The 23,860-nt window shown below is 48.3% G+C and carries 25 protein-coding genes and 2 pseudogenes; 3 read left to right on the forward strand and 24 right to left on the reverse strand.

Going from position 1 to position 23,860, the window contains the following annotated elements; translation table 11 throughout:
• Nucleotides 1-299: hypothetical protein (locus Pmgp_RS15650; protein WP_205078054.1), on the reverse strand; the 299-nt coding region annotated here is incomplete at its 3' end.
• Nucleotides 300-549: 250 nt separating this feature from the next.
• On the opposite strand from Pmgp_RS15650, the gene Pmgp_RS15655 reads away from it, so the two are divergent.
• Together Pmgp_RS15655 and Pmgp_RS15660 are read left to right on the forward strand one after the other, a co-directional pair.
• On the forward strand, nt 550-795 hold the full coding sequence (locus tag Pmgp_RS15655; protein ID WP_192902962.1) for a DUF896 domain-containing protein: 246 nt from the start codon (nt 550-552) through the stop codon (nt 793-795).
• A gap of 86 nt (nt 796-881) precedes the next feature.
• Complete coding sequence (locus Pmgp_RS15660; RefSeq protein ID WP_282432911.1) at nt 882-1,583, forward strand: HAD family hydrolase; 702 nt, start codon at nt 882-884, stop codon at nt 1,581-1,583.
• Between the two features lie 41 nt (nt 1,584-1,624).
• Here the strand turns inward: Pmgp_RS15660 and Pmgp_RS15665 are convergent, their stop codons facing one another.
• From Pmgp_RS15665 to Pmgp_RS15715, 12 genes and pseudogenes are all read right to left on the reverse strand, one after another.
• Nucleotides 1,625-2,242 (reverse strand): MBL fold metallo-hydrolase, encoded by a 618-nt coding sequence (locus tag Pmgp_RS15665; RefSeq protein WP_134215025.1) that lies wholly within the window; start codon nt 2,240-2,242, stop codon nt 1,625-1,627.
• A 23-nt stretch (nt 2,243-2,265) separates the two neighbouring features.
• Nucleotides 2,266-2,715 (reverse strand): D-aminoacyl-tRNA deacylase, encoded by a 450-nt coding sequence (gene dtd, locus Pmgp_RS15670; protein ID WP_134215027.1) that lies wholly within the window; start codon nt 2,713-2,715, stop codon nt 2,266-2,268.
• Between the two features lie 15 nt (nt 2,716-2,730).
• A complete protein-coding gene (locus tag Pmgp_RS15675; RefSeq protein WP_243119904.1) occupies nt 2,731-5,028 on the reverse strand; it encodes a RelA/SpoT family protein in 2,298 nt (765 codons plus the stop codon).
• A 40-nt stretch (nt 5,029-5,068) separates the two neighbouring features.
• Nucleotides 5,069-5,590, reverse strand: coding sequence for an adenine phosphoribosyltransferase (locus Pmgp_RS15680; protein WP_134215029.1), 522 nt, complete (start codon nt 5,588-5,590; stop codon nt 5,069-5,071).
• Between the two features lie 26 nt (nt 5,591-5,616).
• Entirely contained in the window at nt 5,617-8,274 is a 2,658-nt protein-coding gene (gene recJ, locus Pmgp_RS15685) for a single-stranded-DNA-specific exonuclease RecJ (RefSeq protein ID WP_134215031.1), read from the reverse strand.
• A gap of 214 nt (nt 8,275-8,488) precedes the next feature.
• On the reverse strand, nt 8,489-9,055 hold the full coding sequence (locus tag Pmgp_RS20610) for an HD-GYP domain-containing protein (RefSeq protein ID WP_282432912.1): 567 nt from the start codon (nt 9,053-9,055) through the stop codon (nt 8,489-8,491).
• Between the two features lie 45 nt (nt 9,056-9,100).
• A pseudogene (locus Pmgp_RS20615) lies at nt 9,101-9,469 on the reverse strand (PAS domain-containing protein); the annotation flags it as partial.
• A gap of 164 nt (nt 9,470-9,633) precedes the next feature.
• Nucleotides 9,634-10,275, reverse strand: a complete 642-nt coding sequence (locus tag Pmgp_RS15695) for a response regulator (RefSeq protein WP_134215033.1) — start codon at nt 10,273-10,275, stop codon at nt 9,634-9,636.
• 151 nt (nt 10,276-10,426) lie between these two features.
• Nucleotides 10,427-10,861, reverse strand: a pseudogene (locus tag Pmgp_RS15700) (PAS domain S-box protein); the annotation flags it as partial.
• Nucleotides 10,862-11,046: 185 nt separating this feature from the next.
• Nucleotides 11,047-11,760, reverse strand: a complete 714-nt coding sequence (locus Pmgp_RS15705) for a LolA family protein (protein ID WP_134215037.1) — start codon at nt 11,758-11,760, stop codon at nt 11,047-11,049.
• A gap of 105 nt (nt 11,761-11,865) precedes the next feature.
• A complete protein-coding gene (locus Pmgp_RS15710) occupies nt 11,866-12,135 on the reverse strand; it encodes a transcriptional regulator (protein WP_134215039.1) in 270 nt (89 codons plus the stop codon).
• A gap of 89 nt (nt 12,136-12,224) precedes the next feature.
• Nucleotides 12,225-13,187 (reverse strand): cation diffusion facilitator family transporter, encoded by a 963-nt coding sequence (locus Pmgp_RS15715; RefSeq protein ID WP_134215041.1) that lies wholly within the window; start codon nt 13,185-13,187, stop codon nt 12,225-12,227.
• 544 nt (nt 13,188-13,731) lie between these two features.
• Here Pmgp_RS15715 and Pmgp_RS15720 point away from each other — a divergent pair.
• A complete protein-coding gene (locus Pmgp_RS15720; protein ID WP_134215043.1) occupies nt 13,732-14,211 on the forward strand; it encodes a bifunctional nuclease family protein in 480 nt (159 codons plus the stop codon).
• 24 nt (nt 14,212-14,235) lie between these two features.
• On the opposite strand, the gene Pmgp_RS15725 is transcribed toward Pmgp_RS15720, so the two are convergent.
• The 11 genes from Pmgp_RS15725 to Pmgp_RS15775 form a co-directional block, all read right to left on the reverse strand.
• Nucleotides 14,236-14,676 (reverse strand): universal stress protein, encoded by a 441-nt coding sequence (locus Pmgp_RS15725; RefSeq protein WP_134215045.1) that lies wholly within the window; start codon nt 14,674-14,676, stop codon nt 14,236-14,238.
• Between the two features lie 323 nt (nt 14,677-14,999).
• Nucleotides 15,000-15,719, reverse strand: a complete 720-nt coding sequence (locus Pmgp_RS15730; RefSeq protein WP_134215047.1) for a TraR/DksA C4-type zinc finger protein — start codon at nt 15,717-15,719, stop codon at nt 15,000-15,002.
• A 24-nt stretch (nt 15,720-15,743) separates the two neighbouring features.
• Nucleotides 15,744-16,046: a DUF5665 domain-containing protein gene (locus tag Pmgp_RS15735; RefSeq protein ID WP_134215049.1), complete on the reverse strand. Its 303-nt coding sequence runs from the start codon at nt 16,044-16,046 to the stop codon at nt 15,744-15,746.
• A gap of 408 nt (nt 16,047-16,454) precedes the next feature.
• Nucleotides 16,455-17,354: a protein translocase subunit SecF gene (secF, locus tag Pmgp_RS15740; RefSeq protein WP_243119906.1), complete on the reverse strand. Its 900-nt coding sequence runs from the start codon at nt 17,352-17,354 to the stop codon at nt 16,455-16,457.
• 12 nt (nt 17,355-17,366) lie between these two features.
• Nucleotides 17,367-18,602 (reverse strand): protein translocase subunit SecD, encoded by a 1,236-nt coding sequence (gene secD / locus Pmgp_RS15745; RefSeq protein ID WP_134215051.1) that lies wholly within the window; start codon nt 18,600-18,602, stop codon nt 17,367-17,369.
• A gap of 41 nt (nt 18,603-18,643) precedes the next feature.
• On the reverse strand, nt 18,644-19,303 hold the full coding sequence (locus Pmgp_RS15750; protein ID WP_134215053.1) for an HD domain-containing protein: 660 nt from the start codon (nt 19,301-19,303) through the stop codon (nt 18,644-18,646).
• 123 nt (nt 19,304-19,426) lie between these two features.
• On the reverse strand, nt 19,427-19,705 hold the full coding sequence (gene yajC / locus Pmgp_RS15755) for a preprotein translocase subunit YajC (protein ID WP_192902963.1): 279 nt from the start codon (nt 19,703-19,705) through the stop codon (nt 19,427-19,429).
• 101 nt (nt 19,706-19,806) lie between these two features.
• Nucleotides 19,807-20,919, reverse strand: a complete 1,113-nt coding sequence (gene tgt, locus Pmgp_RS15760) for a tRNA guanosine(34) transglycosylase Tgt (protein ID WP_134215057.1) — start codon at nt 20,917-20,919, stop codon at nt 19,807-19,809.
• A 77-nt stretch (nt 20,920-20,996) separates the two neighbouring features.
• Nucleotides 20,997-21,182: a hypothetical protein gene (locus Pmgp_RS15765; protein WP_134215059.1), complete on the reverse strand. Its 186-nt coding sequence runs from the start codon at nt 21,180-21,182 to the stop codon at nt 20,997-20,999.
• A 55-nt stretch (nt 21,183-21,237) separates the two neighbouring features.
• The gene (queA, locus tag Pmgp_RS15770; RefSeq protein ID WP_134215067.1) at nt 21,238-22,263 is read right to left on the reverse strand and encodes a tRNA preQ1(34) S-adenosylmethionine ribosyltransferase-isomerase QueA; all 1,026 of its coding nucleotides are present in this window, start codon (nt 22,261-22,263) and stop codon (nt 21,238-21,240) included.
• A gap of 26 nt (nt 22,264-22,289) precedes the next feature.
• Entirely contained in the window at nt 22,290-23,660 is a 1,371-nt protein-coding gene (locus tag Pmgp_RS15775; protein ID WP_134215061.1) for a SpoIID/LytB domain-containing protein, read from the reverse strand.
• Between the last annotated feature and the right edge of the window lie 200 nt (nt 23,661-23,860).

The following is a 23,860-nucleotide window of genomic DNA, read 5'->3' on the forward strand; positions in this document are numbered from 1 at the left end:
GGTTCGGTAGCAGTTCCGATGATGACTGTTTCTTTCCCTGAAGAAGTCGCCTTTCTTTTTTCCGGAAGGCGAATCCATTCCTTCGCCTCCAGCTTTCGCAGTAACTCGCGGCAAGATTCCAGCTTTGGTTTCCCGTTTGGTCCATACCACGACAGGGTTTCACATAGCGTATGCGCCAATTCCTTTTGACTCAATCGGGGAAACAACCGGATCACTTCCTTAATGTGTTCCAGTTCTTCCCTTGTAAAAATGCGTCCGTTCAAGAGAACTTCCTCAGGCCAATCTTCATGTATCGTCATAGTGTGGCTCCTTTTTAAAATTTCCCACACTATTGTCTCATATTTATTTTGTGGTGTCCAGTGCTATTTTGCGAAAAACTTTTTCTCCCCAACTCTTATAAACCTTGTCAGTTATAAATCTTTAGATTCATGCGTCAGCTCTGATTGACTGCCGTATTAGTTTACTTTTATTCTGAGCCTGGATTCAGACTTTCAACGGGTGGTATAATACCTTAACAGAAAGTATATTGCAGGCAAGAGGTGAATGTAGTTGATAACCAAGGAACTGGTCGACCGGATCAACGAGCTGGCCCGCAAACAGCGGGATGGCGGCCTTACCGGGGAGGAAAAAGCTGAACAAAAGAGACTGCGGGAAATATACATTGCCAACATCCGCTCCCAGGTTGTGGAGGCCATAGAGTCTTCAGGCCTCAGGCCCAAAAAGAAACATGACGGGGCATGCGGCTGTGAACACTGCGCGCCGCCACCTGACAGCCCGAAACCCACTTTTCATTAAATTTTTACATTATATCGGGCCAGTCAGTTGATTTATGAATTACCGGATGTAAGGTTGTACGTAGAGGAAGGTGCTGCCATATCAAAATAGAAGCAGTTTTATTCGACCTTGACGGGACTCTGCTGCCCATGGACATGAAAGAATTTATGAGTCAATATTTTAAGGTGCTAACCAAAAAATTTAAGGAAATAGTACCGCCGGACCAGATGAAAAAATCTCTCCTTGCAGCGACAGGAGCAATGATACATAACAGCCGCCCGGGGAAAACCAACCAGGAAGTATTCATGGAGACTTTTGTGCCGCTGGTAAACCGCCCTGCCGCTGAGCTGACACCATTATTCGATTATTTTTATACTCATGAGTATAAAGAGTTGAGATCCTATACCACACCTGACCCGGTTGCCGGAAAAGTAGTCGGGAAACTGGCGGGTCACGGCTACCGCCTGGTATTGGCAACAAATCCTGTCTTCCCCTATAAAGCGATTATGGAGCGGATGAGGTGGGCAGGTGTTGACAGTTTCCCATGGGAACTGGTGACTGCTTACGAGGATAGCCACTATTGCAAGCCAAACCCTTGCTATTACGACGAAATTCTAAGAAAAATCGGGCTCCCCGGCCATCGTGTGTTAATGGTGGGCAACGACACCACTATGGATTTAATCGCTTCAAGCCTTGGCATAAAAACCTTCCTGGTAACTGATTACCTGATCGACAAGGGGGATTCAACCTGGCAGCCAGATTTCAAAGGAAGACTGCACGAACTGCTTAACTACCTGAATATCGACTAAATTTAAAAAGCGCCTGCTTTATGGCAGGCGCTATTTGTGGTCTATCTAAGAAAAGGGTTGTGCTTTTTTTCTTCTCCTATTGTGGAAGCAGGCCCGTGGCCGGGGTAGACTAATGTCTCGTCCGGGAATTTTAGCAGCTTATTTTTGATAGAAGCAATCAACTGGCTGTGGCTGCCCCCAGGGAAGTCCGAGCGACCCACTGAGCCGGCAAAAAGCGTGTCCCCGGTAATAAGCAAGTCTTGGCCGCATTTAAGGGTTATACCGCCCCTGGTGTGACCCGGGGTATGAATCACCTCTATTTCCAGATCCCCGACTTTTATGATCTCACCGTCCTGCAGCAGCCGGTCGGCTGCTTTTACAGACAACTTCGGCCCGACATAGATAGACAGGTTTTTGCTGGCGTCTGTAAGCTGTTGGGCGTCTTCAGCATGAATCCACACTTCTGCGCCTGTGGCATCCTGCACTTCAGCCAAAGCCCCGATATGGTCAATGTGACCGTGGGTCAATACTATGGCTTTTATTTTCAGCCCCAAATTGTCTATTGCCTTTAGGATCCTTTTAGCCTCAGCGCCAGGATCTACTACTATTCCTTCACCCTGATCGCCGATAATGTAACAGTTTGAATCCATCGCTCCTACGGAAAGCCCTCGAAATATCACTGGTATCAAATCCCTCCATTTAATTAGAAATTCTTTTTGCTGTCCAGTAGCAGGGTTACCGGACCGTCGTTTATGATTTCCACAGTCATATGCTCGCGGAAACAACCTGTAGCCACCTTCAAACCTAGTTTTTCCAACTCCTTTACAAAAATATTATACAACTCCTTTGCCTCATCGGGTGAGCAGGCCTCAGAAAAACCAGGCCTTCTTCCCTTGCGGCAGTCACCATAAAGGGTAAACTGGGAGATTGCCAGCACCGCTCCCCCGGTGTCGATTACAGAAAGATTCATTTTACCGTCAGCATCTTCAAATACCCTCAGGTTCGCGATTTTATCAGCCAGATAACTCGCTTCGCCCGTGGTATCACCGCGGCCCACACCCAACAAAACAACTAAGCCCCGGCCGATTTCACCCACGACCCGGCCGTCTACCGCTACTGAACCGCGGGCAACCCTTTGCACTACCGCCCGCAAATACCTCACCCCCGCCTAGTTCAACGGGTTTTCCGGTTGGGCGCTGAAACTTACCCGCCGTACATCATAAACATCTTTAACCCGTTTAATTTTGTTGAATATATGCTCAAGCTGTTCCAGGCCTTTCATTTCCAGGACAAGTTCGATCACCGCGCCGCCGTCTTTCTTGCCCCGCGCGGTCACCCAGTTGGCGCTTATTTTCATCTCAACAAGAATAGCCATAACATCGCTTAAAAAACCAGACCGGTCCAAACCGTTAATTTCAAGTTTTACCTGAAAAGGCTCAGTAAATTCTTTATCCCAAACCACTTCAACCAGCCGTTCTCTCTCATACTGCTGATAAGTAAGCAGGTTCCTGCAGTCGGTACGGTGAATCGAAACACCTCTGCCCCTGGTTACATAACCTGCGATAGGATCACCGGGAACAGGGTTGCAGCAGTGAGAAAGCCTGATTAATAGATTGTCGATCCCCCTGACCCTAATCCCCTGGGTAGGTTTGCCCCATCCCTGAGAAGGCCTTACTTCGCTTTTTAAGACCTGGACTTCTTCTGCCAGCAAGCCCTTTTTTTCATTTTTATTCTCTGTCTTTATTTTAGACAGGACGCTGTTTGCCGTCAGCTGACCGTCGCCTATAGCGGCGTACAGGTCATCAAGAGTTAAAAAATTAAACCTCTTACCGACTTCCTGCAGCTTATCGCCTTTTAACAAATCAACTTCCAGACCCTGTTTTTTGACTTCACGTTCCAGGTAATCTTTCCCTTTTATTATACTCTCATCCCGGTGCTCTTTTTTAAACCACTGCCTGATCTTTGTCTTGGCGTTGGAAGTATGCACAATGTTCAGCCAGTCCCGCTTAGGGGCGCTGTTTTTAGAGGTAAGCACCTCTACAATGTCACCGTTTTTCAGTTTATAATCCAGGGTAACGATCCGCCCGTTAACCTTGGCTCCTATACAACGGTGCCCGACATCGGTGTGAATCCGGTAGGCAAAGTCCAAAGGGACTGACCCTGCCGAGAGTTCCACCACGTCACCTTTAGGTGAAAAAACAAAAACTGAATCAGCGAAAATGTCAATTTTCAGACTTTCCATGAACTCCCTGGCGTCACCCAGATCATGCTGCCACTCCAGCAACTGGCGCAGCCAGGCCAGTTTCTTCTCAAACTCGCGGTCCCCCCTGCCGCCTTCCTTATAGCGCCAGTGGGCGGCAATGCCGTATTCGGCGGTGCGGTGCATCTCACGGGTGCGGATTTGGATCTCTAACGGCTCGCCCTGGGGACCAATTACTGTTGTGTGGATAGACTGGTACATGTTTGACTTGGGCATGGCGACAAAATCCTTAAAACGCCCGGGAATCGGTGTCCACATGGTATGCACAATGCCAAGGGCGGCATAGCAGTCACGCACGGTTTCCACCAGGCAGCGCACAGCCATAACATCATAAATCTCACTGACGTCCTTCTGCTGTTTCAGCATTTTACAATAGATACTGTAGAGGTGCTTGGGCCGGCCCTGGATATCTGCTTCAATACCCATGGCGGCTAGTTTTTCGGTCAGGGTGGAAATAGCCTGGCGGATATATTCTTCTCTTTTATCACGGGTTTTGGCAATCTTCTCAACCAGCGCAAAATAATTTTCCGGCTCTATATATCTAAAAGCCAGGTCTTCCAGTTCCCACTTTATCCTATAAATCCCCAGCCGGTGCGCCAGCGGGGCGAAAACTTCAAGCGTTTCACCTGCTATTTCCTTCTGTTTGGGCTCGCCCTGGTATTTAAGGGTGCGCAGGTTGTGCAGGCGGTCGGCAAGTTTGATCAGAATAACCCTGATATCCTTGGCCATAGCCAGGAACATTTTGCGCAGGTTCTCCACCTGCTGTTCCTCTTTTGATTTATACTCGATCCTGCTGAGCTTGGTTACACCGTCCACCAGCAGGGCAATTTCGCTGCCAAACTTCTCTTTTATATTTTCCAGGGTAATCCCGGTGTCCTCTACCACATCATGCAGAAAACCCGCTACAATGGTCTCTTGATCCAGTTCAAGCTCAGCCAGAATTTTTGCCACTTCCAACGGGTGGACAATGAAAGGTTCACCGGAAAACCGCTTTTGTTCCCGGTGGGCTTCTTCGGCATACTCATACGCGCTCTTAATGACAGAAATATCCACCTTGGGGTTATAAACCTCAATACGTTTAATCAGATCTGCCAATGAGACAGCCAAATCCTCGTCATGAAGCTTTAATGGCTTATTGCGGTCTCCCGGCCTTACTGTATCCACTACTTGGGAGCCTAATTCCGGCATAGGGAACGTGTTTTCCATAACATCATTTTCCTTTAGACTACTGCCTAGCCTGCTTTTTTTAGTAGTTGTACTGGACCAGTGAAATAGTGTCGTAATCCTGCAGCTTTACCCTGCCGCCAAGACCTGTAAGTTCAATAAGAAAGACAGTCCCAACAACCTCCGCGCCCAGTTCCTCAATGACCTTAACAGTGGCGACAGTAGTCCCGCCCGTGGCAATCAACTCATCCACAACCAGGACTTTCATGCCGGGCTGGATCAAATCCCGGTTCAATTCAATGGACCTGCCGCCAAATTCCAGGTCGTAATGGCGGGTCAAATCTTCCTCAGGTTCATTTCCCTGTAAACACAGCGTAACCAGTCCTGTCCCCAGGATATAAGCAAGGGGCGCGCCTATAATCAAGCCCCGCTGTTTTGGGCACACGATCAGATCGGCCTGTTTGTGCCTGCACTGGGTAGCCAGTTCCTGAATTGCCTGCCTGTAGGCATCTCCGTCAAGGAGCAGGGTGGAAACGTCCTTGAAATTAATACCCTCCCTGGGGAAGTCCGGCATCTCTCTTATTTTACTTTTAAAAAGGTCCAATTTAATAACCTCCCTTAAGCGATCCGCTAAAATAACAATAGGTTATTTACAGGTTCATTTAAAAATTTCCGCATGAAGCTGATAGAATCCTCTTTAATTCCGTAAAGAAACTTGTATGTTGGTGATTGAAATAGATCTTTTTTAACTGCGGGCGCCGGTAATAAATGAAAACGCACAAAATCATCCTTGGTTTCAAAATTCAGCAAGCCCAGCTCACTTAGGACAGTAAAAGCAACCTTTAAAGTACAGGCTCCCATATGGATAAACCCCGCGCCTACCATGGCTGTGCGGAGCAGTTTTAGATCCGCTGTCAGGTACTCTTTTTTCTCCCGGCGCAGTAAATGATAGATACTGGCCAGGTACTCCCTGCCCGGGAGCATAGACTCAAGTCCCAGCAAATTATCCTGAAAATCCTCATCACTGCATAAAAAGTGCAGCCTGCCGCCAGGTGCAATATGTTCAATCGAAGCATTAATACTCTGCAGGTCGTAGGGCAGGTTATACAATAGCACTTGCCCCGCACTGAAACAGGCTTGAGAGGCTGCCTCAGGGGTGGCGACCAGAACGACAGCCTCACCTGTTTCGCACAGGGCTGTCAGAACAGATTCTTTGTGCTTCTGATTGCGCTGATAACAACAGGCTACTTTCCCCTTCAAATCAGGCCTGGCCAGCTTAATATGGTGGGCCAGCTCGATCACCTGGTAAGCGCACGAAGCCACAACTAAAGTAAAGTCACCGGCTGATGCGAGCCTGGCCAGCAGGGTGGGCCGGTCACCTGAATTGCGGCGATCAATTAACTCAACATCCTGAATCCGGCTGCTCAATGCTGCCCTATTGGAGTATCTCCCATTATTTAAGTCTTTAAATTTACCCAGAACAAAATCAGGAATAAATAGTTCTTCCCCAATTCCGTCTTTAACTGAGAGTGTCCCCTCCTGAAGTTGTTCTAATCCATCAAGTAAAGCCGGGTTCCCGAAATCTTTAACCTCAATTTGCACACTGCGCCGGCCGTTGTATTCATTCATGCCCGGCACAAAGGCGATATCGACTGATTCAGCGGCAGCCAGAACCTCCGCGTAAGCGCCGAGATTAAAACCTATACCGTCCAGGTCGGCTGCATCTGTACGCAGGCGCAGTTTCAAGTGAGCCGCTCCCTTCCCCACACCGCGGCTTTCCACGAGTGTTGCCTTGCGGCAGGCCAGCAGCGGGTACGGGTTGGCATGCCCATAGGGGCTAAGTTTTATTATTTCGTTAACCAGTTCTTCGGAGACCTGGGTTATGTCTATAAAGCCGTCTACATCCAGCAGCGGCATCAGCTTTCTGTCTCCGAGGACCTTTTCCGCATAAATTTTTAATTCCTCATAAAAGCTTTCAATATTGCTTCTTTTTATAGCGAACCCGGCAGCCATCTCGTGCCCGCCAAAATCCAGCAGGTGCTTTTGGCAGTAAGACAGGGCCTGGTGAATATTAAAACCGGGTATGCTCCGCGCGGATCCCTTCCCCTCATCGCCTTCCAGTGACAACAAAAAAACTGGTCGGTAAAAACGTTCTGTCAGGCGTGAGGCGACTATGCCAATTACACCAGGGTGCCAGTTTTCAGAGGCCAGTGTTATTATCCGGGACTGGCCCATATCGGGTCTTTCCTCCAAAAGCCCCAGCGCTTCCCCCAGTACGGCAGACTCTATTCTCTGCCTCTCCTGATTTCCTTTGTTTAAGACACAGGCCAGTTCCCATGCTTCTTCAGTATTATCAGTCAGCAGCAGCTTTAACGCCAGATCTGGGCTGCCGATCCTGCCCGCGGCATTCAATCTGGGGGCCAGGCCGAAACCGACCTCGCGCGGTCCAAGATCCTCTTTTTTTATACCACTGGACGACATTAAAGCTTCCAAGCCTGGGCTTTTAGTACGCGCCAGCACCTGTAAGCCATGTTTAACCAGAATCCGGTTCTCTCCATGTAACGGAACGATGTCTGCTACTGTACCCAGGCAGGCCAGATCCAGGTATCGCTGCCACGCTACGCTTCCCCTGCCTGCAGCCTCAAGCAAGGCCTGGGCCAATTTCAAGGCCACACCCACCCCCGCCAGTTCTTTAAACGGGTACTCGCAGCCGGGTATTTTGGGGTTCAGCAGGGCAAAGGCCTGTGGCACTTCAGCCGGCGGCTCATGATGGTCAGTTATGATCAAATCCAAACCATTTTCCCCGGACCAGCGCGCCTCTGCAAGGGCGCTGATGCCGCAGTCCACAGTGATTGCGAGGCTCGTTCCAGCCTCCCTTGCTTTTCGCAGGACTTCCAGGTGCACGCCGTACCCCTCTACCAGGCGGTTTGGCACATAATATGACACATCCCGGCCAAGCTCCTTAAATACTTTAACCAGCAGCGCGGTTGCGGTTAAACCATCCGCGTCATAATCACCATATACCAGTATTTTTTCTCCTGCATTAACTGCACTGATTATTCTATTTACTGCCTTATCCATATCTCTGAAAAGAAATGGTTGGTGGAGACTGGCAAGATCACTACTGAGGAAGAGTCGTCCCTGTTCAGTTGTGTGAATACCCCGGTTGATCAGCAGTTGGGCAACAACCTGCGAAACACCCAGCTGGCGTGCAAGAATACGGCTTAAAACAGGGAAGGGCGTTTTTACTTTCCATAGTTTTTGATTAAGTTCAGGAAATCTTTTCATAGATATTAAAATTATAATCGACACCGGCTGGTTTGGCAACGAAGCGGGGTGGAAAAATAAACCGGTGAATTCTCACCGGCATATAAATACCGCCGGGCAGGCAAAGCTGTGCCCAGCGGCGGATTAATCCTAAAACTTACCGTAATCCACATCATCCAAAGATATCACATCCTCCGGGTTTACCCCGGCTACATTAATTTTACAATCCTCACATCTAAGTAAACTTAAAGTCGTTCTTGGTAAAAACCCTCAAACAAACATCTACCGCATCAGAATCATAAAGGATACCGCTATTGTTGCAGATTTCCTCAAGAGCCTTATCTTTACCAAGAGCCGGCCTGTAAGGACGATGGTTCGACATGGCTTCCACGACATCAGCCACGGCCAAAATTTTTGCTTCCAGCAGTATTTCTGAACCTGAAAGACCCGCCGGGTACCCGGAACCATTTAGCCTTTCATGATGCTGAAGCGCTATTTGGGCAACTGGCCAATTGAAAGGGATTATTTCCAGGATCTCGCTGCCAACGCTGGGGTGTGTTTTTATCAGCATCATTTCTATGTCTGTTAACCGGGTGGGCTTATTGAGGATATCAGTGGGAATATATACCTTACCGATATCATGAAGGAGTCCGGCCACACGGATGCCTTCAATTTGTTCTCCGGGCAGGTCCATTTCCCTGGCGACGGCGCAGGCTAACCTGGACACCCTCGTCTGGTGACCTGCTGCATATGGATCTCTTTTTTCGGCCAGCGCTACTATCGCGCGAACTGTGCCTTCCATGGTTTTCTGCAAATTCCTGTAGCTTTGTTTAATTGCTTCTTCAGATTGTTTCCTTTCAGTGATGTCGCGAATAGACTCAATGGCCCCAACCAGTTTACCGTTAGCATCAAAGAGAGGTGAGGCTGTTTCCTTTAGAAAAGCGCCTTTTCCTTTAGACAAGTTAGGAGCGAAAATCTCAACAGACAACTTTTTACCTTTTCTTATAATATTTTTTTTACTTAACTCTATTTCATACTCTAGTACGCTCTTTTCCGAAAAAAGCTGGTCTATTAAGAGCGGCCTTGACTCTCCGAAAAATGGCACGGAATAAGCATAATCACCCTGGCCGATGATATCTTTCTTGTATAACCCCGTCATCTCCTCGATGGCCTTGTTCCAGGATAGTACCTTTCTATCCTGATCAACAACAAAGGTTGCGTCGGGAAGAAATTTAGCAAGGGTAAGCTATTATGTCATATAAAAGCTACTCTTATATCCCTTTGTTTTTTATAAACTAAAATGAATCTACAGTGGAATTGGCATAATCCTGATTTAATACTTTTTATTTCCTGACTTTTTTCAATATATTTATTGAGTTGTTAAATAAGGGTGAACCCTTCGCGAATGGCGTATTTTATCAGCTCAGCCAGGCTCTGTATGCCCAGCTTGCTAAAAATATTTCTGCGGTGAGCTATTATTGTTTTTTCACTTATCCGGAGCATGTCAGCAATTTGAAGTGTGGTTCTCCCTTCAACCAGAAGTTGAAGCACTTCAAGTTCTCTTGGAGTTAAGGCAAAAAAACCCGAGGCTTCTTTATGGCCACAGTGTTTATCTTTAATTGCTACATCAGTTATACTTGGACTCAAGTAATTATTGCCGGCAAGTATTGAATGGACAGCGCCAACCAGTTCCTCAAAGGCGCATTCTTTTAAAAGGTACCCGGACGCGCCGGCATTTAACATCTCAACCACAAATCTTCTGTCCGAATGCATTGACAGGGCTATTACTTTAGTGCCGGGACTTTCAGCCTTTATTCTCCTGGTCGCTTCAATGCCGTTCAAAACGGGCATGGCAACATCGATTATAACAACGTCGGGTGAATATTTCAGGGACAATTGTACTGCCGCACGGCCATCCGATGTTTCTGCGATTACTTCCATTCCAGGATGTCTTTCAAGCAAGGAGCGGAGGCCATCACGTACAATTTTGTGGTCGTCAGCCAGGATGATTTTTATACTCAATTTAGTCCCTACAATTAAACCTATATAAAAAAATACCCCCTATCCCTACACTTATATACTAAAAGTGCTTACAGGGATATAGGAGTATCCCGTATTTTGTCCTTTGCTTTCTCTTAATTATATTATTTATAAAGTGTTTAACTTATCTTGTTCAGACAGACGTCAATCCTTCACGAATGGCATATTTTGTTAGCCCGGCTATGTTTTGTATGCCCAGCTTACCCATTATATTTCTGCGGTGAGTTTCAACAGTCTTTTCACTTACGTGAAGGACAGCGGCAATCTGAATTGTGGTTTTCCCTTCAGCCAGAATCGGTGAAACTGTGACACTCACATCAAGAATACTTCCGTCTTTCCGGCGCCTAATGGCTTCATACGAGATGGCTTGCCCTTCAGCTTTTATTTTTTGAAAGATATTTTCGACATCTTCTATAAAATGAATAGGAACAGTTGGTAGCTTCATTCCAACAGCTTCCTGTGAAGTCCAGCCAAATATCTTCTCAAAAGCTTTATTAACTTGCAGCAAATAACACTGCGGATCCATAATTGCTATGGCATCCGCGGTATTGTTGAAAAACGATTCAAGTTGATCTTTGGTATTCCTAAGTTCCTCATCTGTCCGTTTACGTTCTGTTTACTAACCCGGTTAAATAATTATTGTTTTGTGAGTACAAATATAAAAACCGGTTCCGTGCAAGTAAACGAAACCGGCTGCATTTTTTGCTTTCTGAATAAAAAACTCAACAAACCCGGGTTAAACCTAAAATTGCCTTACTGCTTACCGGGCACATTGGGCGCCTGAGGCAAATTCTTCATCATCTCACTCATATCGGTTACTTCAACACCCGCCGGCAGCTTAAAGGTTTCCGCCGGGATTGACCCAACCTTCAGATTTTTGTACTCCATCACAGTATTGCCGTTTACCGAGTCAGTTGTCTCGATCCGGAGCGGAATACCGTAATCCACACTTACCCATACTTTTTCCACTACCTTACCGTCCTGCGAGGTACTTTCAACAACCTTGCACTTATACCCTTCATAAGTAGTGGTTTCCAAAACCTTGAGCTTAGCGGGATCAATCTCATCAGTAAAATCGGTAGGCGTTTCAGTGCTTTGTCCGGTCGGTGGTGAGGTAATCTTCATAGCCGTGTTCTCGTCCGGGTTATAGGTAATAAAGGTATTGGTGTTGCCATCGATATAGGATATCATCTTTTGGCCCGCCATAACAGTCTCAGACTTCATCATCTTGCCCTGCATCCAGACCTTGCCGGTCATGGTGCCGTCCTTGGAGGTCAGAGTATATTCATAAGACATACCCTCTACTTTTTTCCCTTTTGCAATAATGTCTCCAATCGATTCTTCCTTGGCGCTTTGTGTTCCAGTTGATTGACTGGCCGGCTGGCTCTTTCCGCCGCAGCCGGCTAATGCCAGTACTGCAAATACAAGTGTGAACAGGACTAAAAATAGCGGCAACCTCTTTTTCATTAAACCTCCTCCTTAATAATAAATTATACCAAACCAATTAAATTTTAGCATTTATTTGTCTGACATACAACATCTGAATAGAAAATGATAAAGCCGGTTAGAATCTTAACCGGCTTTACTTAGACCCAAAAAATCCCAGCCCAAACCTGTCAAACTGCACATTTTGCTCTTACCCTCGGTAGCAACCTCAACCAAACCGAGGGCGTAGAGCTGCATTACCACATGATCGAGTACAGCTCTTTTAACTTTGGAGGTCAGGGACAATTCTTCCTTATTCATAGTCCCATAATCCTCCAAGGCCTTGAGCACTCTTTCCGCCTCGCCAGGCAAACGGTGCTGCACCCCGGCGAAATACTCCAAAAGCGCTGCAGTCACAGTTACATGCCCTCCTTGCAAGTTTTACTGATAGTATGGTCATTTATCTAGTTAAAAATAAGTAAAAAATAAAAAAAGCCGAAAATTTTTTATTTTTCCGGCCCAAACCTGCAGGTGGTAGGTGCTCCCTGAACAGGCTCACATTTTATACTGCGCTTCTTTTCCTCGTCCGCCTGGCTGCATTCACGGCACTGCATGGCGCAGGGCTCAGTGTGGATTAAAACCAGCGCTCCCTTTAACCTGGCTTTAATATCCGCTTCAATATGGTCACATAGAGTGTGCACCTTGTTGATCGCCCACTCGCTGGGCACTACCAGGTGCAGGTCCACATAGCGCTGGGAGCCGGCCTTTCTGGTCCTGAGCTTGTGAAACTCCACAAAACTGGAGGAATGCTCTCTTAAAATGTCCCTGATAATTCCTTCATCCTCTTCAGGCAGGTTAACGTCCAGGATACTGTGCATCGAATCACGTATTAAGTCAATCCCAGCTTTAACAATAAGCAGCGCAACAGCTATGGCTATGATTGGGTCAATAATGGTCAGGCCGGTTAACTTAATCGCTACAATGCCGGCCAGGACGCCCAGAGAAGTATAAACATCGGTACGGAGATGCCACGCGTCAGCGGCCAGGGCTGGTGATTCAGTTTTGCGTGCCACCTGCATCAATTTCCTGGAAACAAAAAAGTTCACAGCCGCCGAAATACCCATGACAACCGTACCAAGACCAAGGGCGTGGACTTCTGCACTCCTAAATAGTTTAGGATAGGCATTATAGATAATCATGCCTGCCGCAGCCAATATTAAAAGCGCCTCAATGATGCTGGCCAGGTTCTCAAATTTTCCGTGGCCGTATTGGTGCCTCTCATCAGCCGGCTTGGCGGATTCCCTGACAGATAAAAAGGAAAGTATGGCGGCAAGCAAATCCAAGCCTGAGTGTATGGCTTCTGAAATTACACTCACTGAATTCATGGAGATGCCGATACCAAGTTTGCCGAGGGTTAAAATTGTATTAGAAGCAATCGACAAGCGTGCTACTTTTGTCTTCTCGTTCATGTATTCCAAACCCCTTTGAAAGCAAGTAAGCCCGCGACTCATCCTGCATACCAGATAAGTCCCACGGGCTAAACCGCTGCCTCACGGCCCGACCGTTAATAAACCGGCCTGACTAAAAAGTAGTATAGCACAGGATAAGCTTAATATACAACCGCTGGCCAGGCTGTTCCGCCAAAAAAGTTGACTTATTTATTAGCTTTCCGGTCCAAGCCTATTATGGTAAAATAACATTAAGCTAATCCTTGTTTTATAAGGATGCGGCCTCATCCTAAGTCACTTTAAACAAAGGGGCGGGAAACGGCAGGGGATTCGGGATGAAGTGATTTATCAGCAGCCACCCTGTAATTATAACGACTAAACCCAGGAGCCATGAGACCGTGATTTTCCAGTTTGCCCAGTGAGTAACATCGGATAAGTAAAAATAAAGCAGCATATATGGGCACAGAATCAAAAAAAGCCAGGTTAAATCCATACTATGCACCTCAAAAAAGATGGTTCTTACTAATAATCTGGTTTCCTATATACAAAAGAAGGTGAAGCACAAATGATCCCAGTGAAGGTTAAGGAAATAGCTTACGACGTCATGATGAACCCGGTGATTTTGTTGATAGATGAGGATGATGCAAAAGCTCTGCCCATATGGGTGGGACCTTTTGAAGCACATTCAATCGCACTGGCCCTCCAGGGTATTTGCCCGGACAGGCCGCTGACACATGACCTTTTAAAAAATATCTGCAGCCTTATGGAAATCCAGCTGAGTATGGTTTTAATCAACGACGTTAAAGACGGGACCTATTTCGCCCAGCTGCACCTTTGGCACCAGGACAAGGAAATGGTGGTTGACTCACGGCCAAGCGACGCTATCGCGCTGGCCCTCCGTACCCAAACCCCGATTTATCTCAGCAAGAAAGTCGCTGAAGGCTCTCTGGCTATTAAGGATTTGCTGAATGAAGAATTACATCAGGAATTGAAAGAAATGCTGGAATCCAACCGCCCAAATGACATAAAGAAGTCCCTGCACTAAAATTAACCGGCTCAGCCGGTTTTTTTATTTCACCACAGTAACGGGACAGCCAGCCAACTGCACGATTTTCGAGCTTACACTGCCCAGGACTATACCTTTCAGGCTGCCCATGCCCCTGCTGCCGACAACAATTTGGGCAAAACCTTTCTCCCGCGCGTATTCCACCACATCCTGGGCCGGGTTGCCCACTTTTACCACACCCTCAACCTCGATCCCGAAATCTTTGAATATTTTTATAGTGTTATCCAGAGCGTCCTGTGTTTTATCCTTAAAAAATATCTCCACTTCCTCGAAAATCACAGGAGAGCGCAGGGGGGAATAATATTTCATTTTTTCCAGCATTTCATTAACCACTATCACAGTTACCTTAATCGCAGGAGCAGTTTTAACCAGTCCGGCTGTAAATTCAGCCGCCCGCAGGGCATTCTCCGACCCGTCAGAAGCAAGTAGAATCCTGTGTTTCATCCCGTTGCCTCCTTAAAAAAAATTTACTGGTTATAAAATTATCTATTATCTGTCATAACCTGTCAACATAACTTAAATTTTTATCAACTTCAAAATATTTTTATTAAAGAGTTTTTCTTTCTGTTCCTCATTAAAAAATCTGTTTCCCTGATTAAATCTATATATTTTTTCTGGTCCCGCCAGGGGCTGTCTGTGCCAAAAATAAAATAATGCCTTTCCTTTTCTTAAAACCATTTTGGAGATACATATAACTACATTTCACTACATCATTTTACCATACACAAAGAAGGAAGCAAGAGAACCTTCCCCTTGCTTACCCGTTATTACCTGTTCTTATATATCTTTTTCTCTCCGGTATCAATTCTCTCTGCCGGGGTGTCTTCATCGTCCGCGCCACGGAAGCTTTTATAAAACATTCCGTCGTCACCAACTTCATAGGCAATGTTGTCAACGTCCGTTACTTCGCCTTTTCTCTCGATGTCGAAATCGGAATAGCCGTAGTAAGAGCCGCCCCTGGACCACTCATCGGTGGTTTCGCTGTAGCGTGCCACGTCCTGCCAGGCGTCCTCCCCGTCATACCCTAGCTGATCGGTGTCATCTGTAAAACTTCTGGCGAATGGTATCCCCAGTGCTTCCTCCTCGACGGGACGGTCATTCTGGTGCGGGATTTTTTCTTCAGCCTCCTTGCACGCCCGGCATTTTGCGGCGGAAGGAAGCACTTCCAGCCTTTTTACGTCTATCTCACCGCCGCAAACTGTACAGGTCCCGTAAGTCCCGTTCTCTATTCTTGCCAGAGCTTCATCTATGGCGTCAACATTAAGCATGGCGTTTTCCCGCAGGGCGAAGTCCTTGCTGCGCTCAAAAACCTCGGTGCCTATATCCGCGGGGTGGTTATCATAGGCCGAAATCTCGCCGATGGAGTCACCCAGGTGTACGCCCAGCCCACCGTAACCCTGTTCGTCTATGAAGTTGATTTGCCCGGCTAGCCTGCTTCTCTCACCTAAAAGGCGCCGCTTAAAATCTAACAACTGTTCTTTTTGCACGGTTATACCTCCATCAATCGTTTATTAAGAACCTATTTTTAATTGGACCATCTGGACAATTTCCGCTATAAAACCGCCTATCCAGGGCAGGTTAAGCAAAACCAGGTGTTTCAAAAAATACAGAATAATGGCCCCCAGGATTGTAAAGCCCACAGCTATGCCGACACCCCTGCCAAGCCCGGCGATAAAATTGATATAAAGCAGCCGCCAGGGGTGGTTGAGAAGCTGGACATACTCAGCCATCTTCATCTTCTCCATTTTAACGGCCAGATCGGCGATCCTTTCCTGCAGACTCTTTAAAAGCCGGCTTTGGCTGTCGTCCTCCATACTTACCTCCTGATTGAGATGTGAGACGTGAGACGTAGGACGTGAGACGTGGGACGTGGGAATGAAAGAGCTAATGGCTCCAAAGAAATGCAGGACATACCGATGTCCGACGACTGACGACCGACGACTGAATATGTGCGACTTTAGTCAGCTAAGGTCAGGAGACACTCCTCAATTTCAGGTATTCCTTTTACTGACGAGGAATGTCCCCACTGGAGTGTTCGGATGAATCCGAACCTACATTTTGGGGCTCTGTATTAACTGAATTATGTCTAACAAAAAATGTTTTATCAGACAACAGTATTTTCCCCGAAAGGTTTAAAAAAAAACAAAAAGGCGGTGGCTTTGGTGCCACACACCTTTTAAAGTACTTTTGTAAAATAAACCTGCTATTTTTCAACCTTTCAATCACGCTTTGGCAGTCTTGGGCTTGCCTTTGGTTTCCATCCTTTTAAAATCGAACCAGAGCGGGCTGGCGTTGCAGATGGAAGAATATGCGCCGCTGAGCGTCCCGATCAACAAGGCCAGGACCAGGCTGCGCATGGTAGTGCCGCCCAGCAGCAGCAGAGCCACCAGTACGAATAAGACGGCCAGGACTGTATTGATCGAGCGGGTCATTGTCTGCCACATGCTCCTGTTGATAATGTCCTCCAGAGCTTCGCCTTTCTTTTTATTTAAGCTGTTTTCACGGACACGGTCGAAAATAACGATAGTGTCCATCAGTGAAAAACCGATGATGGTCAGGACAGCGGCCACAAAGTCACTGCCCACCTCAATCTGGAAGATGGAGAACACCCCCAGTACTACCAGGGCGTCATGCAGCATGGCGATAATAGCCGCTAAGCCCTGTTTCAATTCAAAGCGCCAGGCGACATAAATGACAATCAGAACAGAGGCCACGGCCAGCGCCTGAAATGCTTTGTAAATCAGTTCCTTACCCATTACCGGACCGACTCTTTCACTGCGCTGAACAGTTACTCCACCAAGTTTATCACTCAGTTCCTTGACCACATTCGTATTTTCATCTTCAGTCAGTTCCCTGGTCCTTACCAGGTAGTCTGTTTCATTACTCCGCTGAATGGAGGATCCTTCCAGGCCAAACTCATCCAGTACGCTTCTCACCTGTTCTATCGAGGTTGGCTGGTTAAATTTCAGGTCCAGCAGGCTGCCGCCGGAAAAATCAATACCAAGATTTAAACCCTGCAGGAACAGCGATATAATCCCCGGGAGGATGATCAGCACGGATATGGTGTACCAAATCTTGCGCAGCTTAATAAAGTGGAATGGCATGCTTTCTCTTAAACTCATTTTTTATCCCCCCTATTTCCCGAATAACTTGAGGTTGTGGATCAGGTTGGTGCCCGCTACCAGCTGCAGGATCCACCTGGTCATAGCCACAGCCGTGAATAAGCTGGCCAGAACACCGATGGAGAGCGTGATACCAAAGCCTTTAATCGGTCCTGTACCAAAATAGTACAGGACCATGCCAGCTATTAAGGTAGTAACGTGCGAGTCAAGGACAGCCACAAAGGCCCGCTTGAAGCCCGCGTCAATGGCCGACCGGAGGGTCTTGCCCGACCACAGTTCCTCCTTCAGTCGCTCAAAGATAATGATATTAGTGTCAACAGCCATGGCCATTGACAGGAGGAATCCGGCCACGCCCGGCAGGGTCATGGTCACGTGCAGGGCCGCATAAATCATCAAGACCACCAGGGTGTAAATTACCAAAGCCAGGTTGGCCACCAGGCCGGGTACCCGGTAATAGCCGATCATAAAGATCAGGATGGCGATACACCCGGCAAGGCCGGCTACAATCGATTTATTCAGGGAATCGGCGCCCAGGGTCGGGCCAACAGTCCTCTTTTCCATTACCTCCAGCTTCACCGGCAAAGCGCCTGAGCGGAGCAGGATGGCAACATTGTGTGCTGCTTCCAGTGATTCGTAAGGTGAAATTTGAGCTTTACCGTTGGGGATTGCTTCCCGTACGGTAGGCGCCTGAACAACTTGTCCGTCAAGTAAAATCATAATCGGCTTTCCCACATTGGCCGCGGTGACTTCTGCAAATATTTTGGCTCCGTCCGGCTCAAATTCCAGGTTAACCTCCGGCTGCCCGGTTTGAGGATTTTTCCCTTCCTGGGCGGTTTTCAACTGGCGGCCGGTAAGCACAGTCTTGCCATCCGACGTCTTAAACTCAAGGTAGGCAGTTTTAATCAGGTTGCGCACTGCCTCGTCCGGGTCGCTGACTCCGGCCAGCTCAACAATGATCCTGCGCGAGCCCTGCAGCTGAACAATCGGCTCGGCCACGCCGAAAGCGTTGACCCTGTTCTCAATGATGGCCATGGCCTGCTTCATGCTGTCTGCCGTTACCGGTATATCTGGAGTATCGACAGCCTCCAGCACAACATAAACGCCGCCTTTTAAATCCAGACCCTGTTTGATCAGGTTTGTAAAAGGGATCCACTTGACGTTCGGTATGACCGGCCATATGGCCAGTACCGTAATTATTGCCACACCGACAATAATGCCTGCGAGTTTTAAAACCTTGTCCAGCTTCATGATAGTCCTAAACCCCCTATTATTCAAAAAAAGCGTTAAAACTACAACAATTTTGCCCCGTTGATCACCAGTTCAAATTTGCATTTCAAAAAAGATGAAGCCCTCCTGCACATAATCATGCGGCTTAAGAAAATTTCAAAGTATTCCATGACGGGGCAGATATCAATGTCAATGGTAAGTTCCATGGTAATGGTCCGCTTGTCGTCGGCAACCCAGAGGAAAGAATGTTCAACAGCATAGTTTACCCGGTCGTGGATGTCGAAGGTGGCAAAATCCGGGTTGCGTACCCTGGAACGGTGCACGTCTGACTTGTCAGCCACGATTAAAGCGGCAGCCACACTGTTTACCGCATGCCCGTACTGTTCCTCGTGGTTGGCGATAGCTGAAATAACAGTGGCAATTTCGTCAGGGTGCATGCCCATCTGCATCAGGATCGGGTAAGCCATCACCGCGCCGGAGATACCGTGGTCGTTACGGCTGACCACGTTGCCTATGTCATGCATGTACCCCGCTATGGCGGCAAGCTCGGCCTGCCTCTCGGAGTACCCCAAACGTTCAAGGACATTTTTAGCTATGCTGGAAACCAGGCTGACGTGACGGTAGCTGTGTTCTGTAAACCCCATGACACCCAGATATTTATTGCCCTTACGGATAAACGCGTCGACCACAGGGTCCTTTTTAATATCCTCCAGGGTTACCATACCGGAAAATTACCCCCTCAGCAAGGAAAGGACATACTTTCTTTGATTATGCCATGTATCATGTCCTTATCAATAGCAGCCATCCAGGAAAAAGAGTAGACTAAAAGGTCTACTCCTTTTTTGTTAACTGCCCTTCTCTGGATCTTCTTCTTCCTTGCTAATCACCTGGGAGATGGCCGTTTTCAGGAATTCGATCCGGACATTGTCGGCTACCTTTATTACAACGGAATTATCTTTTATTTTTACAATGGTGCCGTATATCCCGCCAATAGTGATTACCCTGTCGTCAGTCTTGATGTTTCTGACCATTTCCTGGTGCTTTTTCTGGCGCTGCTGCTGGGGCCGGATCATCAGAAAGTATAATATGGCAAACAGCCCGACTATATACAGCACAGATAACATTTGGCTATTATTACCAAGCGACACTATCAGACCTCCTTTCTGAAATTATGTATTTCTTCCTCTGCGACATAAATCCTTTTTTTGAGGGGAATTTTATCGCATCAAACTGCCTGATAAGTACTGAGAAATCTGTCCCTGAATTCCATAATCTCACCCTGGCGCAGGGCTTCTTTTATTTCTTCCATTAGATTCAGCACAAAGCGGAGGTTATGGATGGTGGTAAGGCGAATGCCCAGCACCTCGCCCGCCTTGATTAAATGCCTGATATAGGCGCGGCTGTAGTTACGGCAGGTATAACAGTCACATGTGGGATCGAGCGGTGAGAAATCACGCGCATACTCGGCATTGCGCACAACCAGTTTGCCCTGCCGGGTAAATACTGAGCCATTGCGGGCAATCCGGGTGGGCAGGACACAGTCGAACATATCAATACCCCTCACCACGCCCTCCACCAGGCAGTCTGGAGATCCTACACCCATAAGGTAACGGGGTTTATCTTCAGGTAAAAATTCCACCGTGTGGTCAAGCATTTCATACATTATCTGCTTGGGTTCACCAACGCTAAGCCCGCCGATGGCGTAGCCGGGGAAATCAAGTTCAACCAGTTCCCGCGCGCTCTTCTCGCGCAGGTCGGGGAATGTGCCGCCCTGGACAATGCCGAAAAGGCCCTGCGTCTCACTTTGGTGCGCCGCTGCACTTCTCCTGGCCCAGCGGGTGGTCCGCTCCAGTGCTTCCAGAGCGTATTCCCTGCTGCAGGGATACGGCGCGCACTCGTCAAAAGCCATGGCGATATCGGAACCCAGCGCCAGCTGGACCTCCATGGCCTTTTCCGGGCTGAAAAAGTGCTCTGAACCGTCGATATGAGAACGGAAGGTGACCCCTTCCTCAGAGACCCGCCGCAGCGGGCCCAGGCTAAAAACCTGAAAACCACCGCTGTCGGTGAGTATCGGCCCGGACCAGTTCATAAAACGGTGCAGCCCTCCCGCTTCCCTGACCAGTTCATGGCCCGGCCGCAGGTACAAGTGATAGGTGTTGCTTAAAATCAGCCTGCCGCCCACATCCCGGACTTCTTCGGGTGTCATTGTTTTCACTGTGGCCTGAGTGCCCACAGGCATAAAAATAGGGGTCTCCACCGTCCCGTGAGGCGTGTGCAAAAGACCCAACCGGGCTGAGCAAGCTGAATCTTTCCGGACAAGAGTAAAACTTACCGGCATCAACTCTCCTCCATCTATATTACAGCTATTACCAGTATAACGTTTTTTATGTTATTTCATTCAAAAAGCAATGTCCATTACGAAGACTTCCTTTTATGCACGTACCTAAAGTATACAAAAAGAAACACCAGGTAAAGAACTACGGCCAGGGCGAATTTAGCATTTTCTGAAATGGGCAGGGCGAATACAATAAAACCGAGCACCACTATAACCCAGATTGTCCACGGCCATTTTCGCACTTCAACTTTATTCTTTTTCTCCATTTTTCCCATCACCCGCCAAAATTCTTCTACATTAGGACAAAATATTCCTGCCTGTTTAGATTATCAACATGGCGTCTCCGAAACTAAAGAAACGGTAGCGCATCTCAACGGCCTCCTGATAAGCCGCCAGGATTTTTTCCCGCCCGGCTAAAGCGGCCACCATCATCAGCAGGGTAGACCTGGGCAGGTGAAAATTGGTCACCATCCCGTCTATAGCTTTAAACCGGTAACCAGGGTATATAAATATCTCAGTCCAGCCTGAGCCCTGGCAAACCCTCCCGTCAGCCGCGGCGGCGCTTTCCAGGCAGCGGGTGGTGGTAGTGCCTACGGCAATGACCCTGCCGCCGCGTTCCCTGGTTTTAGAAATGATCTCCGCGGCTTCCGCCGAAACCTCGTAAAACTCCGCGTGCATACGGTGCCTGGTGATGTCTTCCACCTTCACCGGTCGAAAAGTGCCCAGCCCCACGTGCAAAAGCACCGGCGCCACAGCAATACCCTTATCTTTAATCCTGCTCAGCAGCTCATCTGAAAAATGCAGCCCGGCGGTAGGAGCAGCCGCGGACCCTGACAGGCGGGCGTAAACAGTCTGGTAGCGGTCCCGGTCCAGCAGAGGCTTCCTGATATAGGGAGGGACAGGCATAAGGCCAACCTGATCCAGGACCTCCTCAAATTGCCCGTCCCAGGCAAACTGCAGCACCCTGCCCCCGTAACCGGTGCTGTCCAGGACCTCACAAGACAGGAGTCCCTCTTTGAAAACCAGCCTCGTCCCCACAACGATTTTTTTGCCGGGACGTACCAGCGCTTCCCAGCGCCTGTTGTCCAACTGTTTGAGCAGCAGCGCCTCCACACGGGCCCCCGTGCCCTCTTTCACACCCAGCAGGCGGGCCGGTATTACCTTGGTATCGTTTATGACCAGTGTGTCCCCCGGCTTGAGGTAATCAACCAGATCGGTAAACCGGCGGTGTTCAAATTGTTCTCTGTCTGTACGCACAACCATCAACCGCGAAGCGCTCCTTTGCGCCGCCGGTTCCTGGGCAATCAACTCCGCGGGAAGAGCATAATCAAAATCAGAAGTTTTCATCTGTATCGTCATTTAAGCAATTCCTGTCAGCGGCCGTAATCTTTGGCAAGTACCGCCCCGGTGTAATAGTATTTCAAGATCTCCTGGTAATTATAACCTGCCCTGGCCATGCCCCGTACCCCGTATTGCGACATGCCGAGGCCGTGACCCCAGCCGCTGCCGGTAAAACTCACACCGGTCAATTTTTTATTTTTATCATACTTTTTAGTAAACGTGAAAAGTGAGCTCTTCAGTCCCAGGGCGATCCTGACATTATCCGAGTTGCTGATTTCCACAGTAAGAGCCTTGCCGGAAGGACCCTCTCCTTTTACCGCCAGTTTTTTCACCCTGGCCCCGGACGACGTGCGGGCCAGTTCCTGCAGGTCGGATATTTTGCTGAATTCATAGCCGGCGCCGGAAAGTTTCTCCTTGAGCTGTTCAACAGTGTAGTTGACCTGCCAGTTATAATAGGTGTCATTTTTGTCGAATTTGTCCTCTTTCCACCTCAAATAAGGCAGCTTTGCCACCCAGACATCCTCGGAATTCTCCGTGTACCCTCCGCTGCTGGAATGGAAATAGGCGGCGACCAGATCTCCGCCGCTCAGCATGACCATCCCCCTGGTAGCCTCAACAGCCTTATTTGTCGCAGGTGACTCGGCGTCGTACCCGCCGTACATCTGGGAAGACATGTCACAGGTAACATTATAACTTGACCCTCTGGTAGATTCAACGCGCTGCAAGGCGAAATTTCGGGCAGCCACAGCTTGGGTTTTTAGGGCCTCGGCCGGCCACGAGGCGGGCATCTCCGAAGCAACAACACCACGCAGGTAGTCTTCGATGTCCAGCTCATTTATTACAGCCAGCCTGCCGCTCTCCTCCCGGAACTCCAAACCTCCCCGGTACCTCTTGCTGCCGGTGCCGCCAGTATAGGTGATCAGGTTCAAATCACCACTGCCGGGAATAGTCATTTTCCCCGCAGCTGTCCGTACGGACGGGTTCAGGGAATCCAAAACAACCTCCCGGCCTGCCCCGTTAATAACACTCAGCCCGGCGTTTACTGATTTATAAGTCCTTTCTCCTTCTCCATTAAGAATAACAGCGGTACCGGCGTCATTTGCACGGACCATAACCGGTCCGGTCAAAGGTCCATATTTTTTCGAGGACCCGCGCACCTCAATCTTGCCGCTTTTTACAATCACCTGCCAGGTTTCACCCTGGCCCGGTTCGGCAAGCTGTTTACCATTCGACTGGTCAACTAAGGTATAATTGCCATCCACCTCGAATGACGCGGACTCCACCCCGCTTTCCAGCGCCACCCTGACGGTCCCCTTTGGTGCGTCTGCGGCGGCATCCTTATCAGAAACCAGTGGAAAAACCAAAAGCAAACTTAAAGCGATAAAGATATTTAATAATTTCACATTTTATCCCCTCTTGGAAATTATAGCCGAGATTTAAAATTCGCCGTCAGGGCCTGCCTTTCCTTCTGAATAAAGTCAAGACCACCCCAGAATGGGGTGGCTTGAAAGAGCCCTATAAGGGCTTATTACAAGCCAGCGCCTAAATGACGCTGGCTTAAACTTCGTTCAAGCCATGTGCACTGATTACTTGGCAGGACCCT

This window comes from Pelotomaculum propionicicum, assembly GCF_004369225.1.
Lineage (GTDB): Bacteria > Bacillota > Desulfotomaculia > Desulfotomaculales > Pelotomaculaceae > Pelotomaculum_B > Pelotomaculum_B propionicicum.